The organism is Desulfobulbus sp., from assembly GCF_030824455.1.
In the GTDB taxonomy this organism is placed as follows: Bacteria; Desulfobacterota; Desulfobulbia; order Desulfobulbales; family Desulfobulbaceae; genus Desulfobulbus.
This window is the reverse complement of the sequence record NZ_JAVBXR010000032.1, coordinates 37,216-55,337: the sequence shown is the minus strand read 5'-3', so window position 1 is coordinate 55,337 and position 18,122 is coordinate 37,216. Positions and strand designations below refer to the sequence as shown.

The following is an 18,122-nucleotide window of genomic DNA, read 5'->3' as shown; positions in this document are numbered from 1 at the left end:
GCGGCCGCCTCCACATCAATCCCGAAAAAATCACGCTCTGCCGCCCGGACGCCCCGCCGAAGAGCGGCCTCGACATCGTCGGCACGGTTGTTCTCGCCATGGCCGAGGGGGACAAAATCCGGGTGGTGGTCAATATCGGGGTGTTGCTGGCGGCCCTCATGGATCGGGCCAGTTACCAGCAGTGCGCTCCGCAGATCGGGGCCACGGTGCGGGTGCGCTTTGCAGCCGACGCGATCACCCTACTCGACGCCGCTTGAGCGAGTCAAACCAACAAGCGAAAGCAAAGCCTGCACAACCAACGCCCTGCATTTCCTGCAGATGAACGGGCAAACGGCAACTACACGGCGCGCCCTGCCCGCTTCCCCGCCGCCCAGGCACAGCCGCCGCCCTTCAATCCAACAGCATCTCGCCTTCGCTGAAATAGCGGGCAACAACTGCTTGCAGTTCTTCGCGCAGCCGTCGGTCGTCTTGCCCTGAATAGGCGCGGTGCAACCCCTCTGCCAGGGCGACAAAGGCGTCCACAATCTCCGGATCAAAATGGGAACCGCTGCCCGCCTGAATAATCGCCATCGAGGCCTCGTAGGACAGCGGCGTTTTGTAAGGCCGCCTGGAGGTGAGCGCGTCAAAGACGTCGGCAACGGCAAAGATCCGGGCCGGCAACGGAATCGCCTTGCCGGCCAACCCCTCGGGGTAGCCGCTGCCGTCAAATTTTTCATGATGTGCCCCGACCACCAGGGCGGCGTCATTGAGCCACACCGACCCTTGGATGATGTCCAGTCCGTGCTGCACATGTTCCTGCATCAGGGAAAATTCTTCTGCGTCCAGCCCGCCGGCTTTGAGGAGAATATCGTCGCGAATCCCTATCTTGCCGACGTCATGGAGAAAGGCGCCTTTAATCAGGGTCTGCATCGCGCTGTCCGGCAGACGGAGCGCTTCAGCCAGCCGCGCCGCATACAGGGTGACGCGAAAATTGTGCAGGTCGGTGTCGCTGTCGCGCTTGGCAATGGCGCTGGCCAACAGGGAAAGGGTATCGAGATTGGCCGCCAGCAGATTGCGCGACAGGATGGTCAATTTGCCCACCAAGCGGAGAATAACCGGGTAGAGCAGGCCGCTGGTGGCAACCACAATCAAAAGCGCCAGCACCACGCCCCGCCGCAGTTTGTCCTGAAAGGCCAGCCGGGCCGCTTCGGAGGGCGCGAACACGGCCTGGGCGTAGCCTATGGTTCGCTCTAAGGGATCGGTTAACGGCGTGACCACAAACACATGCAGCCGGTCGCCCAGCATGACGACCTTGGCCGTTTCTCCGTTCTCTGGAGCCACCCGGGGTTGCGCGCGGGCAAACTGCACAACCGGATCGATCAGCGCATAGGCGTCGGCGACGCGTTCTTCGCTCTCCTGCGCGGCGGTCTCGTAAAAGCAGACGTAGACAAACTCGCCATCGCGCGGCTTCACCTGCACCGACAACCGTTCCTCCAGGGCGCGGTGAAAGGCCGCCCGATGTTCGCCACCCTGATCCTTGATGATCTGCAGGGTGCGCGCGATCAGCAGCTGAATCTCGGCGCGGGTCTCTTCGACCACCATGGACCTGAGGTTCTGCCGCTCGACGATATACACCGCCACACAGGTCAGCAGACCGATCACGACGGCCATCAAGGCCAGACGAAGCGTTAAGGTCCGATAGACAAAGGTCTGCAGGGAAACAGGGCGGGGTTGGGCCATGGTCGACTCCAAGGGGGTGTATCGTTTACTCTGGGTTGCCTGCAATGGCGCGGGAAGGCATAGGTTGACGCGGTTGCGGCTTGGGCGTTCCCGCGCGTTGCGTAAAATGGCGGAACAGGTTTTGGTTAGCCGACAAGCATCAGCACGCCCAAGGCCGCCAACAACCCATAGACAATCTGCAGATAGAGGCGGCGGTTGATCCGCCCGGTAATCCGCGACCCAAGCGCCGTGCCCGCCAACACAAACGGCAGGGTGACCGCAAAATAGCCCAGCGCGTCTTTGCCGATCATGCCGTTGCCGGCGTGCACGCTGGCGGTGAAATAGCCGTTGAGCATGAAAAATCCGGTGAGCGTGGCCTTGATCTCCTCTTTTTTCCAGTCGTGCAGGGTGGTGTAGATGATGGCCGGCGGCCCTCCGGCGGCCACGGTCGCGTTGATGGCCCCGGAAAGAAATCCGGCCGCGTAGCCCCAGCCAACCTTGGGATTGACCGGTCTGGGCTTGAACGCCAGATTAAAACCGCTGACGCCGATCAGGAGCAGGCCCAGCAGGGTTTTGATCAGCAGCGGATCAACCCCCTTGAGCAGCAGCGTGCCGACAACGCTCCCCGGCAGCGAGCCGAGCAGCAACGGCAGGATTTTACGATAATCGAGATAATGGCGCAGGTCATAGGCCATGGTGGTGGAGATGGCCAGGGTGCTGACAATGCACACGCTCACCGCCAGCTTGACGTCCATAATCAGGCAGAGCAGCGGAATCGCCAGCAGGCCGGCGCCAAAACCGGTCAAGCCCTGGACAACGCCGGCAACCAGAAAAATCAGGCCGGCAAGAAAAAAAGTGGTCATCGGCGGTTTCCGGCTCCAAGCGGGAAAGGTTGGGATCAAGGACGGCGGGAACGAGCAAGACGCTTGACATCGCATTGACATCGCTTATGCCCTAAAACCGCAAGAAAATCGCTGGAAAAATCCAGGCCGCGGCAAAAAACAGCCGACCGGCGAGGAGGGCTTCAGGTTTTGAATCGATTGAAGCGGCTCGAGGTAGCTCGAGGCGGCTAAACGCGCTCCGCTCCCTGCAGCCTGACTGGCCGAACCAATTGGCCGAACATCATAGCCGTCTTCATGAATTCTTCATCTTGATCTGCTACACTGTGGACGTATTACCGCAGCCAGTCGGGCTTGGTCCGCTTGCACCATCAACCCGCTTTCACCATCAACTTCAACGCACGCAGGGACGTTCCCTATGACCATTCAATCCATCCCCACCCGTGGCCGCACCCTGGATTACGCCGCTCCGGTCTATGATCTCCTCGAGCCGCTTTGCCTGTTGAACAAACAGGCCGAGTACGATCAAACCCTCATTCAAACCCTGACCCCCCAACCGGCCGACGCCATCCTCGACCTGGGCTGCGGCACCGGTCTGCTGTGCGAGAAAATCAGCCGCCTGCTGGACCCGGCCCTGGGCGGCTGCGTCACCGGCATCGACGCGGCCGGCAAGATGATTGAAGCCGCACGGGAAAAACGGGGCGCTCCCCATTGCCGGTTCGAGGCCATGGCCGCAGAACGCCTCGATTTTGCCGACGCCTCCTTTGACGCCGTGATCTCCAGCCTCTTCTACCATCACGTGCCTCTGGATCTGAAGCAGCAGAGCCTGCGGGAAGCCTTCCGGGTGCTCAAACCCGGCGGCAGGCTGGTGATTGCCGACATGCACAAACCGACCACCCTGCTGGGCGCGCTGGTTTCCCACGCCTCGCGCTGGCTCCTGATGCAGCCGCAGATCGGGGAAAACATCCGCGGCGTGCTGCCGGAATTGATGGTTGAGGCCGGGTTTCTGCCGCCGCAAAGCGTGGCCCACTATTTTGGCTACATTGCCTTGTTCTCTACCAGCAAGCCCCTGTGAACCATCCATTTGCCGTCATCGGCCACGCTGCGCGCGACATCGCCGCCCTGGAATCCGAACTTCGAACCGGGCTTGAACATTTCTGGCAGGCAGCCGCGGCCATCCTCGACGGCGGCCCGATTCAGCTGACGCCCCCGGATCAGGCGACCTTTTCCCTGTCGCGCAATTTTTTCTCGACCCTGTTCCTCTATTCCTACTACCGAATCGGCGTTCCGCCCGAGCGGCGCACGCTCTACGCCGCCGTCAATCAATGCCTGCGGGGCATGGTCACCGGTTGCGACAACCTGCTCGACGACGAATACAAGATCACCCTGGAAACCGATCTGCCGCCGAAGGCGCATCGTTTTCGCTCCGTGCTTGACATTATGGTGGCGGATCGAGTTTTGTTCGCGCTGGTGACCACCCATTGCCGCAACCACGACCTGCCGGTTGCCCTGGCGCTGCAGGCCAGCGCCGCGTCTCTGCAAGCCCTGACCCAAAGCGGGGCGCAGGAAGCTGCGGAAGAAGGCGGCATTGAAGGGCGGCTGGAGCCGGACGTGGTGTTGCAAAAAATCCATCACTTCAAAACCGGGGTGCTGTTTCAATCCACCTGGGCGATTCCAGCCCTGTTCGAGGACACGACCACGCCGGAGGCCCTCGCGGCGCAGGAGGCCTTGTACCAGATCGGCATCGGCTGCCAGATCCTGGACGACCTTGTCGATCTGTTCGTCGACGTCCGGGAGCGACGGCACAACTATGTGGCCTCGGTGCTTGTTCACCGGGAGCCGCCGGCGCTGTGGCGCCAGGTGCAAGCCGAACTGGCAACGGCGCAAACCCCCGACCGCTTCTACGCGGCTTGGCCGGAATTTGCCTCCCGGATGCAAGCCGAGGCCATGGCGTCCCTGGAGAACGGCCTGCGCATGCTGTTTTTCGACAAACACCAGGGGCTGGTCCGCCCGGCAGCCCTTTTTATTGCCGACCGAATCGGCGTTGCCCTCAAGTAAAACAAGGCCTCAAGTAAAACCAAGAACTTCGGCAAAACCAAGGACATTGCGGCGCCATGCGGCTCACCTTTCTGTGCAACATTGCCGGGCTTATGCTCTGGCGCTCCTGGCGGACCACGGCGGTGCTCTCGTTCATGGTCGTTTCAGCGGTGGCGGCCCTGGTCTTTCTCTCGGCCCTGGCGGTTGGCACCAACGACGCCATGATTCGCAATTCCACCGGGTTGTTCTCCGGCCATATCGCCGGCAGCGGCATTCGCGAAGCCGACGCGCCGCTGCCTCAGTTGCCCGGAGTCAAGCAGGTGCTGGTCCGGCGGCAGCAGCAGGCGCTGCTCAGCGCAAATGGGCGCCTTGAGCCGGTTCTGCTGATGGGCGTTGACCCGGCGCAGGAACAAGCGACAACCGCCTACTGGAAAAAAACCGTGGCCGGCGCCTTTCCTACCGCCCATGAGGAGGCGCTTTTTCTCAGCCAGGAAACGGCCAAACGGTTGCAGCTGAGCGTAGGCAGCCGGGTCACTCTCGTCAATCCCCAGGGCGCAGCCGTCAAACCGCTGACCGTGGCAGGCGTCTATAAAACCGGAATCACCCAACTGGATCAGGGCTTGGCCTTTTGCCCGGTGGGGGTTTTGCCCACGGGCCCGACCGAGCTCTCGATCGCCGTCTTTTTACAGGCCGATGCGCCGCTTGAGGCCATCGCCGCCCAATACCGGCGCCTGCTGCCCTCGGCCGTCTTCACTCCCTGGACCGAGTTCATGCCCGACCTGAAGCAGTTGATCGATCTGGACTCCATCTGCATGGCGATTGTCGTCACCCTGGTGTTTGCCATTGTTTCCGTGGGCATCTCCTGCGCCTTTCTCATTTTCACCCTGAAAAATCTCCGCGAACACGGGATCATGAAGGCCATGGGCCTCCTCTCCGGCGACACCGCCCTGCTCCTGGTCGCCCAGATCGGCATGCTGACGGTTGCCGCCGCCGTTGTCGGGACCCTGGTTGGCGCGGCGACAGTCGCCGTCTTTGCCCAGATCGGCATCGACATCAGCGCCTTCACCTCCCACAACCAGTATTTTTCGGTGTCCGGCGTGCTCTATCCACGCCTCACTGCACTGGCGCTGTTCACCCCGCCGCTTGCCGCCGTGGTCTTTGGCCTGGCGGCCGCGATCTGGCCGATTGCCGCGATAGTCCGCAAAAATCCGGCGGACATCCTCAGGAGCGTCTGAGCCATGCTCGAAATTCAGGCGCTCTCCAAGCACTTCGTTTCCGGACGCGGCCACATCTCGGCCTTGACCGACATCTCTTTTTCAGTGGAACAGGGAAAGGGCGTCATTCTGGCGGGGCGTTCGGGTTCTGGAAAAACAACCCTGCTCAACTGCATTGGCGCCCTGGAAGTCCCGGACAGCGGGGCCGTGGTCTACAACGGCGTCAACATCTGCACCCTCAGCCCCCGGCAACGGACCCTGTTTCGGCGTTGTGAGGTCGGCTTTGTCTTCCAGGCCGGCAACCTCCTGCCCTGGCTGACGGTTGCTGAAAATCTGCAGTTTCCGCTCGAACTCAACGATATTCGCGGCACAGCGCAACAACGACGCATTGAAGAATTGCTGGCGACTTTCAGCCTCGCCGGTTATGAGCAGGCCTTGCCGGCGGAACTGTCCGGCGGCGAATCGCAACGGATCGCCTTTGCCCGGGCCATTGCCCACCAACCGGCCCTGTTGCTGGCCGACGAACCCACCGCCAGCCTAGATTCGAGCAACGGCAGACAGCTGATGGAGCTGATGTTTTCCCTCTGCCGCACCCAGGGAACGATCCTGGTCATTGCCACCCATGATCAGGAATTGATGGCCATGACCGACACGGTGATGGCGTTAAAAGACGGAAGAATGGAGAAAAAACCATGATGAAAAAACGAGTGCTGACCCTGCTGCTGCTGGCGGTTGTCGCAACCTCCGCCGGCTGCGCCTATCGCCGCTATCTGGGCATGCACGGCCCCTCAACCAAAAACTATCCGGATATTCACTTCGATTCGATCAAGGAAGACAGCGAGTGCCTTGATTGCCATTCGCCGAAAAACACCTCCGGCGAGGCCCCCACAACCTCGCACCCCACCTTCAAGGGCTGCCTCAAATGCCATAACGACCCGGTAACATAAGACATTGCGCCGGCGGCAAGCCGATGCAGCGGAACCCGGGGGCGCACGCATGAAATAATCCCGCAGCGGTTCTTTGCTTGACTTTTTGCACCCCGCAGGTTCTATCTTCGCCCGTTCAGGTGTTCGCAAGAACTTTATAGGGAACCCCGTGCAAATCGGGGACGGGCCCGCCGCTGTGACCGGGGACGACCGCTGCACCATGTCACTGACCAAAAGGTCGGGAAGACGCAGCCAGTAGGGAGAACCGGGAGTCAGAAGACCTGCCTGGACGTTGAGGCAACGACTGCGAGGACGGCGGCGTACCCAGTAGAGTGTTTCTGTGGATAAATTAGGGCTATCCCGGATCGATTTATTTCGATCCGGGATTTTTTTTGTCCATGGATTCCCCCTCGTCTCCTTCTTTTTGGCGTCATCCCCAGCCGGCCAGGCCCTCCCAATGGCCTCGGCGCCTCTTCTGGAATGTTGATCGCAGAGAACAGCAACGGCCGCGCGGCAGCTTGCCAACCGCCGTTTTGTTGTCGATCAATTCGCACAATCCATCAACCCAGGAGAAGACAATGAAGACAGGCAAAAACAATCGTTACCGGGGAGAAACAGCACGACGGGTCGGGCTTTGGGCAACGGCAGGGATGCTTGTGCTGGCGCCTCGGGCCGGCATGGCCGATCAATCCGAGGAGGCGCCCCACGTGTTGGAGGAGATGGTCGTCACATCCACCAGCAAGAGCAAACTGGTGGATACGCCGGCCAGCATCTCGGTGATCACCGCCGAGGACCTGGAACAGATGGGGGCAAAGAACATCACCGAGGCACTGGAGCGCATCCCCGGCGTCTACAACACCTCGGCCAACGGTTCGTCGTTGTCGATTCGCGGCACGCGCAGCTCCATGGCCGGCGGCCCGGTGATCCTGATCGACGGCGTGGCCCAGAATTACGGCAACTACCGCCGCGAGGAACTGGACATCATTCCGGTCTCGCAGATTGAACGCGTCGAGGTGCTGCGCTCAGCCGGAATTGCCTATGGGCCGGGCGCGGCGCGCGGCGTCATCAACGTGATCACCAAAAAGGGGCAGGACGACAAGCCGGCCAATGGACACCTCTCGACCAGTTACGGTTCCTGGGGAACCTCCAACCTCTCCGGCGGCGTCGACGGCAGGCTCAATCAGTGGGATTATCTTGCCGACCTCAATTTTTTTCACACCGACGGCTACGAAGAAGAGGCAACCGAGCGCGCCGCTGGATTATTGAAATTGGGGTACAATCTGTCGGAACAAACCCGCATCGGGGTGCGCGGCAACTGGGTGAGTCTGGACAGCGACACGGCCTACGATTTAGCCAAATATCAGTGGCAATTGGACAATTACCGCAGAGACGGTCATTTCCCCAAATCGGAAACCGACCCCAGACTGGTCTGGCACAACACCAAGGAGCAGGATTCCGGGGTGTACGCGCTTGATTTTGCGCACAACGGGCCGCAACTGTTCATGGACGGCACGCTGGCCTACACCCACTACAACGAGGTCTACTTCGACAACCAGGATCTCTACACCTCCACCTCCAAGGCCCGTGGCGACTGGGACGACCGCGTCCAAAACACCTACACCGCATCGCTTGCGGGCGGCTATCGGCTCGATTTCGGCGCGCTGGATTACACGCCCTCCGTGGGCGTGAACGTGGAGGAGGTGGATTTTACCCAGCGAAAATTCTATCCCTACGATCCGCGGCTCACTGCGGCGAGCAACAGAAGCGCCAAGGCCAAAGCCGACGTTGACCTGGCGGAAACCACCACCGGGCTGTATTGGGACAACGACTTGCTGCTCAATGATCATTGGGGCCTGAAGATCGGCAACCGGGTGGATCAGGTGGACATGACCTTTGAAACCAAGGAACCAATTCGGCTGGACATCGAAGACACCATGTGGAGTTGGACCGTGGCCCCTTCCTATCATTTGACGGCCGACGCCAATCTCTATTTTTCGGTGGGCCGCAACTACTGGTTTCCCTCGCCCCAATACTATTACTGGGCGGCCAGTTACGGCAGCCCCAACAACCTTCCGGAAGATTTGCAACCGGAAGAATCCCTGACCTATGAGGTGGGGTACAAGCATCATCTGGGACGGTCGCTCAACATCGCCCTGACCACCTATTTTGCCGAAACGGCGGACAAATTCGGCGGCTATTATGAAGACGGCGAATACATGGGACAGAAAAACACCGGCGACGCCGAAACCTACGGGGTGGAGGCGGAGCTTGACGGCCGGCCCCTGGATTGGTTGGGCTATCGCCTCTCCGGCGCCTATATCCAGGCCGAGTGGACCTCGGGCACGGCCCGGATTAAGGAGCACCCGTCCAACGCCACGGTCAGCGCCGATCTCGACGGCTATCAGGTCAACGGCATCCCCGAGTGGACCGGCCGCATCGGGCTCGATTTCTATCCCTGGGCCGGGTGGAAGGCCAGCCTGGACACGGTTGTCTGCGGCGAATACTACCTCGATTACACCAACCGCCTGACCTATCCGTCGAAAACCACCTTCGACGCCTCGGTTTCCTACTCCTGGGACAAATACAAGGTCTGGATTCTCGGCAAAAACATCCTGGACGAGGACGTGGAGCGGGCCATCAACAGCGACGGCGAATTGACCGGGGTCAACGGTTCCCCCAAAACCGCCTACTATGTGTTGGACGGGGTGTATGTTGAAGCCGGCCTCAGCGTGAAATTTTAAACCGGATCAATGGCGCATTCCGGTTGCAATGGCTGGCCTGCGGCATGCCGCACCACCCCGCAGGCCGTTTTTTTGCGCAATCGGCAAGGCGGCGCCCTGGACGCGGGGAGCGAACCCATTGCGTCGTTTCTCTTGACAATTTTTACGCCATCGGTTCTATGTCGGACAGTTCAGGTGTTCGCAAGAACTTCAAAGGGAACCTCGTGCAAATCGGGGACGGGCCCGCCGCTGTAACCGGGGACGAGCGCTGCACATAATGTCACTGACCAAAAAGTCGGGAAGACGCAGCCAGTAGAATGAACCGGGAGTCAGAAGACCTGCCTGAATGTCAGGAGACGACTGCGAGGACGGCGGCGTACCCGGTTTATAGTATTTCTGCGGATAAAAGGGCTATCCCGGATCGATTTTTTCGATCCGGGATTTTTTTTGCCCGACCGCACCTAACCCGGCCATCCTTTGTTTTCGCCTCCCCCACTCCATTGGTGCGAGGAACTCATGCAAAGGAACCAAGATACATTCCCCCTCCTGCAGTGCATCGGGTTGCCGATTGACGGCGGCCGAGTCTCTTCCAGCGACCTGGAGCCGACAACAACGCGGCCATCGGGTCCAGCCGTTTCCCCAGCCTTCCTTTTCCCCTTCGCGCCTGAAGAACAGGGCGCGGTTGACGGCGCCCACAGCGCGGCAACAGGCCTGCGAGACCAGAGCAAGGCCGCTCGTTATTCGCTGCTGCTCCATGCTGTGGTTGTCCTGGCCGCCTTTCTCTTCAGCCACTATGCCGACCAGACGCAACCGCCGCCGGCGCTGGATTGTTCGATCATCATGACTGGATCAACAACAGCCCTGGCCGGAGATGCGGTCGATGGCGGGGATTCGGCCGATGGCGCCGATACCGCCGATGCCGCACAACAGTCCCCGCCTGTGACCACGGTCCCCAAAAAGACGGTTGTCGCCGCAAAAAAAGCGATCACCCAACCAGCGCCTCACCAGCGAAAAATCGTCCCCAAATTCAAAGAACCTTCGCCGCCAGCGGATGCCAAGCAACCAATCCCCTCTGCAATCACCGAGCAGGTTCAGGAGGTTGAGCGCTCCCCCCTCGTTGCCAAGGATCAACACCCGGAATCGACGGCAGCCAGTGCGTCGTTATCGCCAGGTTCGCCAGGTTCGGCAGGTTCGGCAAACAGCGCGGCAAACAACGCAAACGCTGCAGGTGCAAACGCAGACGCACAGTCAGACGCAGAGGCCGGAGCCCATCCCGGCGCAACGGCGAAATCCGGCCAGGGGCAAGCCGCCGCCAAGCATCAAGGGGCAAACGGCGGCGGATTGTTCACCGCCGGCCAGCTCGACGGCCCGCTGACCGCCTTGACCAAAACCCCGCCGGTCTATCCCCGTGCCGCCAAGCAACGCAACACCGAAGGATGGATCAAGGTCAAATTTGTGGTCAACGAACAGGGCCATGTGGATCAGGTCACGATCCTGGACGCCGAGCCCAAGGATGTTTTTGAACAGAGCGTCCTGCGCTGCATGCACGAATGGCGCTTCAAACCTGGAACCGTCGGCGGCCGGGCGGTCAAGGCCCTGGTCGAGCAGACGATTTCCTTCAAACTGCAATAACGGCGCAAACCGCCTCGGCTTGCCCATGGATTGCCCATAGATTGCCGATACCCAATACCGCTTCGTCGTTGAGAGCGTTCAAAACCAAGCACAAGGAGAGAACAAACCGTGAACACCGCAAGCCGCATCCGCCTGAACCCTATGCTGTTCGCCCTGGCGCTGGCGCCGCTGGCGGCCCCGCCTGCCGGAGCCGAGGACGAGCTGGCCGCGCAACTCGCTGAGGAGATGGTGGTCACGGCCAGCCGCACCGAGGAGCGTCCCATCGACGTGCCGGTCTCCACCCAGGTGATTACCAGCGACCAGATCGAGATGTCCGGCGCCGCCGACGTCAGCGATTTGATCGCCAAATACGTGCCCGCCCATCTCCACAAGTACAGCGGCATGGACAGCGCCATCGGCCTGCGGGGCTTTCGCACCGACACCCTGGGCATGGACCTCAACGGTTCGGTCCTGATCCTGATTGACGGCCATCGCGTCGGCACCGGCAACGCGGCCAAGCTCAATCTCGACCGGATCGAGCGGGTTGAGGTTATCAAGGGCCCGTCCTCCGCGCTCTATGGCTCGTCGGCCATGGGCGGGGTCGTCAATCTGATCACCAAAAAGGGCGACGGCAAACTGGGCGGGTCCGTCGGCGCCGAGGTCGGCAACTTTGAGAGCTACAAGGGATTGGTCAGCGCCGGCGGCGAGGTTAACGAAAAATTCCGCTTCTTTGCCGCAACCAGCGCCGAGGGCAGCGACGATTATTCCGACCCGACCTTTGGCCAGGTGTTTAATTCGGGCGAGACCAAAAAAAATGTCGGCGGCAATTTCATCTACACCTTCAACGACAACCACGAACTGCGCCTGGGCGGCAACTATGCCGACCTGAACGGGGAAAATCCAGCCTGGGACGGGTATGCCACCTATTCCTCCTACGACCAATCAACCAGCCAGGACAGCGACAAAAGCACGGGCTACACCGACCTGGAATACAACGGCGATTATCTGGGCGGCACACTCCACTGGAAGGGGATGGCCTACTTTCTCTGGGATAAAAACCAATGGAACTGGGGAGCGGTTGATCCTGATTCGGATCAAACCAAATATGTCGATGAAACCCTGGGAACCGATCAGCAGCTCAGCTGGAAGATGAACGCCTGGAACACCCTGCTGCTTGGTTTCACCCTGGAAAGTCTGGAGAGAAAGACCTCCGCCTATGCCAATTATTCGCCGGAAACGCCCTCCTCGCCCGGCCTTGATTTTGACAACCAAGCTGTTTTCGTGCAGGACTCGCTCGACCTCCTGAACAACCGGGTCAACCTGATTGCCGCCGCCCGGTACGACCGTTTTGAGGTCGGCACGCATCAGGGAGAGACCGGCGCTTTCACCGATTTTGACGAAAAATCGGAAGACTACACCCATCTTTCACCAAAAATCGGCGCTGGGGTTAAATTTTTCGACGAGTTGCTTCGGATCCGGGCCAATCTGGGCGAAGGATTCAAGTCGCCCACCGCGGATCAGTTGGCCGCCGATTACGTGCACGCAGGCAGCCGCTTTGTCGGCAATCCAAACCTGGAGCCGGAAACCAGCAGGACTTACGACCTCGGTTTCGACATTTTCCATGATCCGCTGACCCTGAAGGCGGGCTATTTTCACACCGATTACCAGGACAGGATCGAGCGCTACTACTCCGACGCGCTCGGGGCCTACACCTATGACAACCTCGCCGGCGACGCCAAAATAGCCGGGTACGAAATCGGGGTCGAATGGGCGGCGGGCAAAACCTTGCATCTGCCCTTTGCCGCCTCGCTGTGGTCGAACATGACGTTCAACGCCGTCAAGGAAGACGACGACGGCGCCGACCTCAAGTACATCTCGGATTACGAGCTGAAATCCGGCTTGGATCTGAACTATCAGGGATTCGGGACCCAACTCAGCCACACCCTGGCAGGGCCGCAGACCATTGACAATTGGGACACGTATCCCTCGTCTGTTGAGGAAAAAAGCAGCTTCGATTACTGGGATCTGACCCTACGCTATCGCTTTGCCGAGCGCTGGGAAGTCAAGGGAAGCGTCCTCAACCTCTTTGACCAGGAGGTGGAATGGGTGCGCGGCTACCTCATGCCCGAGCGCAACTACCGCGTCGGTCTCACCTACCGTTTCTGACGACGCCCTGGTGGGACGAATGTTTTTCCCATCGATTAGCGGCAGATCTGCGCGACGATCTCCCCGTCCGGAGCAACCAATTCCACCACCAGCGGCATGGCGCCCACAGCGTGGGTGGAACAGGCCAGGCAGGGATCAAAGGCGCGAATGACGGCCTCAATCCGGTTGAGCAACCCTTCGTGCAAGCGGCCGCCGGTGAGGTAGTGCTGAGCGGCCTGGAGGATGCCTTTGTTCATGGCCAGATTGTTGTGGCCGGTGGCAATGATCAGATTGGCCCACTCAATCAAGCCGTCCTCGTCAACCTTGTAATGATGGATCAGGACGCCGCGCGGGGCCTCGGTCATGCCGACCCCTTCCCGGTTGTTGAGCCCGGCCTCGGCCCGGACATGGGGATCAAGGATGGTGGGGTCGGTCAACAGCAGTTCAATCATTTCCACCGCGTGCAGCATTTCGATCAGCCGGGCGTAATGGTAATGAAAGGAACTGCTCACCGGCCCTGCATCCAGGCTGCGGAAGGCGGTCAGTTCCCGGTCGGCCAGTTCAGTGCCGCAGGCGGCGGCGATGTTCAGCCGGGCCAGCGGTCCCACCCGGTACATGCCGCCGGGGTAGCCGAGCGGTTTGTAATAGGGGAATTTGAGAAAGGTCCACGGCTCCACCGCCTCGCCGATGTAGGTTTGATAGTCTCCAGCAGCGAGGCCGTCGGCAACCGCAGCGCCCTGGGCGTCGATAATCCGCACCCCGCCGTCGTAATATTCAAGCCGGCCGGCCTTGTCGGTCAGGCCGAGAAAGAGACTGGGAAAGCGGGCAAAAATGCGGATGTATTCCTCGTACTGTTCCAGGGATTGTTTCAATCGAACCAGGTGGTTGGCCGCCAGCGCCTTGATTTCTGGGATCTCGCTGAGAATGGCGTCCCGCGCTGTTTGCTGCAGGGGCGCATTCACCCCTCCGGGGACCACCCAAGTGGGATGAATCCGTCGTCCGGCAAGCCGCTCAATGACCTGCTGACCGAATTGGCGCAACCTGATGCCGTCGCGGGCAAACTGAGGCTCGATTTTGGCGATGTTAAAGAAATTTCGCGTCTCCGGCGGATGATCCATCCCGAGCAGCAGATCCGGGGCGGCAAGGTAGAAAAAGCTGAGGGCGTGAGATTGAATGATTTGGCCAAAATTCAAGATCCGCCGCAGGTTTTTCGCGGTGGGGGGAATGGCGACCGCCAGCAACTGATCGCAGGCCTTGGCCGAGGCCAGTGCGTGGCTGACCGGGCAAATGCCGCAGGTGCGCGCCGTCAGCGCCGGCATTTCAAAAAAGGGTCGCCCGACGATGAATTGTTCAAACCCCCGCACCTGGGTGACCTGGAAATGGGCGTCATGGACCGCGCCGTTGCAATCAAGCAGCAGACTGATCCGGGCGTGGCCTTCAATGCGGGTGATCGGCTCGATAACGATGCGCTGTTCCATGGCAGATTCCTAGGCGCCAAATCGGGTGAGTGCAGGCAGATCGACGGCGCGGCCTGCAACCAGCGCGCCGAGCGCGGCAAAGAGGGTGTCGGCGGAGGGCGGGCATCCGGGGATAAAAAAATCCACCGGAACAAACCGGTGCAGCGGCAGGGCGTGTTCGTTCAATGCCGGCAGATGGCTTGCAGGGATTTGGGCGTTGAGGTGTTCCCGTTCGAGGTAGACGCCCTGCAGAATTTTTTGGCCGCCCAAGACGTTGCGCATCGCCGGAATGTTGCCGGTGACAGCGCAGTCGCCAAGCGCAATCAGCAGGCCGGTTCGCCGCCGCACCATGCGCAGCTTTTCCTCATCCTCGGCGGAACTGACCGCGCCTTCAACACAGGCGACGTCCACCCCCTCGGGGAAGATCTTCACATCAACCAGCGGGCTGTAGACAAAATCGACCATGTCGGCCAGATCGAGCAGGCGTTGGTCCAGGTCGAGCAACGACATGTGGCAGCCGGAGCAGCCGTCGAGCCAGAGGGTTGCAAACCGCAATTTTTTCATCTTTGCTCCGTGGCGCGATTAGCAACCAGCGTGGGCAACGCCGGTCGTTGTTTCCGCATTTCGGCTACAGCCAGGCCCTTTTCAAACAAGGCTCCGGTCGGGCAGACATGGACGCACTTGCCGCATCCGGTGCAGGTTTCCGAGTCGCCCCAGGGCGCGTCGAAATCCGCCATAATCAGGCTGCGGATGCCGCGATTTTTCACATCCCAGGTGTGCGCGCCTTCAATCTCGGCGCACACCCGGACGCAGCGGGTGCAGAGGATGCAGCGGTTGTGGTCCAGGACAAAGCGGCGGTGCGAGGCGTCAACGGCCAGAGTCGGATAGCGGCAGGGAAAACTGATGTGGTCGACCCCGAGCTCGCTGGCCAGATCTTGCAGTTCGCAATGGCCGCTCGCCACACAGACCGCGCAGACGTGGTTGCGCTCGGAAAAGAGCAGCTCGATTATGTTGCGGCGATAATCGCGCAGCCGCTCGGTCTCTGTGGTCACCTCCATGCCTTCCTGGATGCGGGTGACGCAGGCGGGATGCAGTTTCGCGCTGCCGGCGATTTCCACCATGCACAGCCGACAGGAACCTTGAGCGGAAAGCCCTTCGAGAAAGCAGAGCGTCGGGATGAAAATGTCGTTTGCTCGCGCCGCCTCAAGGATGGTCTCCCCGGCTTGGGCGCTAACCTGGCGGCCGTTGATGGTCAGGTTGAGCGTCTGTGCGGTCTCCGGGGGATGGGGAGGTATGGGCGTCATAGCTGGCCCTCCTGGTGCGGACCGCTGGGATCCGCCATCCGGTCGAGGTATTCCTGACGAAAATATTTAAGGGTGCTGAGAACCGGATTGGGCGCCGATTGGCCAAGACCGCAGAGGCTGGTGGTCTTGACCAGATCGCAGAGCGTCTCCAGAGCGGCAAGATCGTCGGCAGAGGCCTGGCGATCACAGAATTTCTGCAGCAGGCTGTGGATCTGCGCCGTGCCCACCCGGCAGGGAACGCATTTGCCGCAGGACTCTTCCATGCAAAATTCCATGAAATATTTGACAATGTCGACCATGTTCGAGGTGTCGTCCATCACGATCATCCCCCCTGAGCCCATGATTGATCCCAAGGCGCTCAAACTTTCGTAACTGATCGGCGCGTCCAGGTGTTCCGCCGGGATGCAGCCCCCCGAGGGGCCGCCGGTCTGCACCGCCTTGAAGGCGTGTCCGTCGGGGATGCCGCCGCCGATCTCAAAGACGATTTCACGCAGCGTCATGCCCATGGGAACTTCGACCAGACCGGCATGTTTGATCCTTCCGGTCAGGGCAAACACCTTGGTCCCTTTGCTCTGTTCTGTGCCTTGGGCGGCAAACCAGGCCGCGCCGCGTGCAATGATCAACGGGATGTTGGCGTAGGTTTCGACATTGTTGATCAAGGTGGGGCTGCCCCAGAGTCCGTTTTCCGCGGGATAGGGCGGCTTGGGCCGAGGCGTGCCGCGCCGGCCTTCGATGGATTCGATCAGGGCGGTTTCCTCGCCGCAGACAAAGGCCCCGGCGCCCAGCCGGAGCTGCACGGTAAAATCAAAGGAGGTCCCGCAGACGCCCTGGCCCAGCAGGCGATTTCGTTCGGCTTCGCGGATGGCCAGTTGCAGCCGTTTCACCGCCAGCGGATATTCGGCCCGCACATAGATAAACCCCGTATGCGCGCCCACTGCGTAGGCGGCGATCAGCATCCCTTCCAGCACCGCGTGGGGGGTGCTTTCAAGCACCGAGCGATCCATGAACGCGCCGGGATCGCCCTCGTCGGCGTTGCAAATCAGATACTTCCTCTCGCCTGCGGCCTGGGCCACCGTCGCCCATTTCAGGCCGGTGGGATACCCGGCGCCGCCGCGCCCCCGCAGTCCGCTTTCCCCAACAATGCGAAGGATCTCCGGCGGGCTCATCGCCGTAATCGCGTTCACGGCCGAGGCGTAGCCGCCCGCCGCCAGGTAATCGTCGATGTTTTCCGGATCGATGCGGCCGGAAAGGGCCAGCACCTTTTTTTGCTGTTTGCTGAAAAAAGGAAGATCTGCAGGCAACAGCAACCGTTGCACCGGCTCTTTGCCCAGCGCGGCGACAATTTCGCCTGCGTCCTGCGGGGTGACGGTCTGGTAATACACCGCATCAGGCAGAACCAGGACCAGCGGTCCCAGGGCGCAAAGGCCCATGCAGCCCGCCTTTCTCACCAGGATCTGTTGTTCCAATCCTTGCGCGGCGATTTCCTTTCGCAGCGCCTTGATGATTTCGTCATTGTGCAGGCAGCCCAGGCCGGCGCACACCAGCAGGTGATGGGAAAAAGCGTCCAGAACCTGCTGCCGTTGTTCCGCCTGCTGTTGCAATGCTTCACGCTGCGTCATTCAGCCACTCCCTGATCATTGCGGTGGATTCCGCCAAGCTCTTTTTGGCGATAATGCTGCCGTCGGCAATGACGACCGGGGCCAACGCGCAGGCGCCGACACAGCGCACCTCAAGCAGGGAAATCCGGTTGTCGGTCGTGGTGTCGCCGGGTTTGAGTTGGTAGTGCTCCTCCATCCAGGCGAGCACCCGGTCGTTGCCCTTGACGTGACAGGCAGTGCCGGTGCAAACAACCAGGGTGTGTTCGCCTTTGGGTTTGGTTTTGAAATGGTTGTAAAAGGTGACAACGCCGTACACCTTGCTGGGCGGCGTTTTGAGGCGGGCGGCGATGTGCCTGAGGGTGTCGGCGTCCAGGTAGCCAAAGGCGTCCTGGGCCGCGTGCAGGGTTTCGATCAGGGCGTCCTGCCGGAAATCATGGCGTCGCATGACCCTGTCGATGGTTTCCCAGCGTTTGTCTTGGAGATGAAGGTCGGAAGGCGGGGTGGGCATGCGTTGTCTCCTTTCAAAAAAGGACGTGTGACCGCACTGGCAAGATACCCTGTTCAACAACAGAA

16 protein-coding genes and 2 riboswitches are annotated in these 18,122 nt (G+C 60.6%); of the genes, 9 read left to right on the top strand and 7 right to left on the bottom strand.

Features of this window, described 5'->3' with window-relative positions; all coding sequences use genetic code 11:
* Nucleotides 1-257 (top strand): TOBE domain-containing protein (locus RCH93_RS05590; RefSeq protein WP_306547340.1); only part of this gene is annotated, 257 nt, incomplete at its 5' end.
* Nucleotides 258-390: 133 nt separating this feature from the next.
* Here the strand turns inward: RCH93_RS05590 and RCH93_RS05585 are convergent.
* Together RCH93_RS05585 and RCH93_RS05580 are read right to left on the bottom strand one after the other, a co-directional pair.
* Nucleotides 391-1,719, bottom strand: coding sequence for an HD-GYP domain-containing protein (locus RCH93_RS05585; protein WP_306547339.1), 1,329 nt, complete (start codon nt 1,717-1,719; stop codon nt 391-393).
* A 125-nt stretch (nt 1,720-1,844) separates the two neighbouring features.
* The gene (locus RCH93_RS05580) at nt 1,845-2,561 is read right to left on the bottom strand and encodes a sulfite exporter TauE/SafE family protein (protein ID WP_306547338.1); all 717 of its coding nucleotides are present in this window, start codon (nt 2,559-2,561) and stop codon (nt 1,845-1,847) included.
* A 394-nt stretch (nt 2,562-2,955) separates the two neighbouring features.
* Between RCH93_RS05580 and RCH93_RS05575 the strand changes: the two genes are divergently transcribed.
* The 8 genes from RCH93_RS05575 to RCH93_RS05540 all read left to right on the top strand — a co-directional run bounded on the left by RCH93_RS05575 (nt 2,956) and on the right by RCH93_RS05540 (nt 13,211).
* Nucleotides 2,956-3,612 (top strand): class I SAM-dependent methyltransferase, encoded by a 657-nt coding sequence (locus RCH93_RS05575; protein WP_306547337.1) that lies wholly within the window; start codon nt 2,956-2,958, stop codon nt 3,610-3,612.
* Nucleotides 3,609-4,595, top strand: a complete 987-nt coding sequence (locus tag RCH93_RS05570; protein WP_306547336.1) for a class 1 isoprenoid biosynthesis enzyme — start codon at nt 3,609-3,611, stop codon at nt 4,593-4,595. The genes RCH93_RS05575 and RCH93_RS05570 overlap by 4 nt, the downstream gene beginning before the upstream one ends.
* A gap of 56 nt (nt 4,596-4,651) precedes the next feature.
* A complete protein-coding gene (locus RCH93_RS05565; protein WP_306547335.1) occupies nt 4,652-5,809 on the top strand; it encodes an ABC transporter permease in 1,158 nt (385 codons plus the stop codon).
* 3 nt (nt 5,810-5,812) lie between these two features.
* Nucleotides 5,813-6,484: an ABC transporter ATP-binding protein gene (locus RCH93_RS05560; protein WP_306547334.1), complete on the top strand. Its 672-nt coding sequence runs from the start codon at nt 5,813-5,815 to the stop codon at nt 6,482-6,484.
* Nucleotides 6,481-6,735, top strand: a complete 255-nt coding sequence (locus RCH93_RS05555; protein ID WP_306547333.1) for a cytochrome c3 family protein — start codon at nt 6,481-6,483, stop codon at nt 6,733-6,735. The genes RCH93_RS05560 and RCH93_RS05555 overlap by 4 nt, the downstream gene beginning before the upstream one ends.
* Nucleotides 6,736-6,835: 100 nt before the next feature.
* A riboswitch (cobalamin riboswitch) is annotated at nt 6,836-7,018 on the top strand.
* A gap of 274 nt (nt 7,019-7,292) precedes the next feature.
* Complete coding sequence (locus RCH93_RS05550; RefSeq protein WP_306547332.1) at nt 7,293-9,455, top strand: TonB-dependent receptor; 2,163 nt, start codon at nt 7,293-7,295, stop codon at nt 9,453-9,455.
* Nucleotides 9,456-9,610: 155 nt separating this feature from the next.
* Nucleotides 9,611-9,795: riboswitch (cobalamin riboswitch) on the top strand.
* Nucleotides 9,796-9,950: 155 nt separating this feature from the next.
* The gene (locus RCH93_RS05545) at nt 9,951-11,066 is read left to right on the top strand and encodes an energy transducer TonB (RefSeq protein WP_306547331.1); all 1,116 of its coding nucleotides are present in this window, start codon (nt 9,951-9,953) and stop codon (nt 11,064-11,066) included.
* A 108-nt stretch (nt 11,067-11,174) separates the two neighbouring features.
* Complete coding sequence (locus RCH93_RS05540) at nt 11,175-13,211, top strand: TonB-dependent siderophore receptor (RefSeq protein ID WP_306547330.1); 2,037 nt, start codon at nt 11,175-11,177, stop codon at nt 13,209-13,211.
* 35 nt (nt 13,212-13,246) lie between these two features.
* Here the strand turns inward: RCH93_RS05540 and RCH93_RS05535 are convergent, their stop codons facing one another.
* The 5 genes from RCH93_RS05535 to RCH93_RS05515 are packed head-to-tail and all read right to left on the bottom strand — an operon-like array spanning nt 13,247 to nt 18,057.
* Entirely contained in the window at nt 13,247-14,668 is a 1,422-nt protein-coding gene (locus tag RCH93_RS05535) for a Ni/Fe hydrogenase subunit alpha (protein WP_306547329.1), read from the bottom strand.
* Between the two features lie 9 nt (nt 14,669-14,677).
* Nucleotides 14,678-15,211, bottom strand: a complete 534-nt coding sequence (locus RCH93_RS05530; RefSeq protein WP_306547328.1) for an NADP oxidoreductase — start codon at nt 15,209-15,211, stop codon at nt 14,678-14,680.
* Complete coding sequence (gene hoxU, locus RCH93_RS05525; RefSeq protein ID WP_306547327.1) at nt 15,208-15,951, bottom strand: bidirectional hydrogenase complex protein HoxU; 744 nt, start codon at nt 15,949-15,951, stop codon at nt 15,208-15,210. Before hoxU ends, RCH93_RS05530 begins: the two co-directional genes overlap by 4 nt.
* Entirely contained in the window at nt 15,948-17,570 is a 1,623-nt protein-coding gene (locus tag RCH93_RS05520; protein ID WP_306547326.1) for a NuoF family protein, read from the bottom strand. Before RCH93_RS05520 ends, hoxU begins: the two co-directional genes overlap by 4 nt.
* Nucleotides 17,557-18,057: an NAD(P)H-dependent oxidoreductase subunit E gene (locus RCH93_RS05515; protein ID WP_306547325.1), complete on the bottom strand. Its 501-nt coding sequence runs from the start codon at nt 18,055-18,057 to the stop codon at nt 17,557-17,559. Before RCH93_RS05515 ends, RCH93_RS05520 begins: the two co-directional genes overlap by 14 nt.
* Nucleotides 18,058-18,122: the final 65 nt, after the last annotated feature.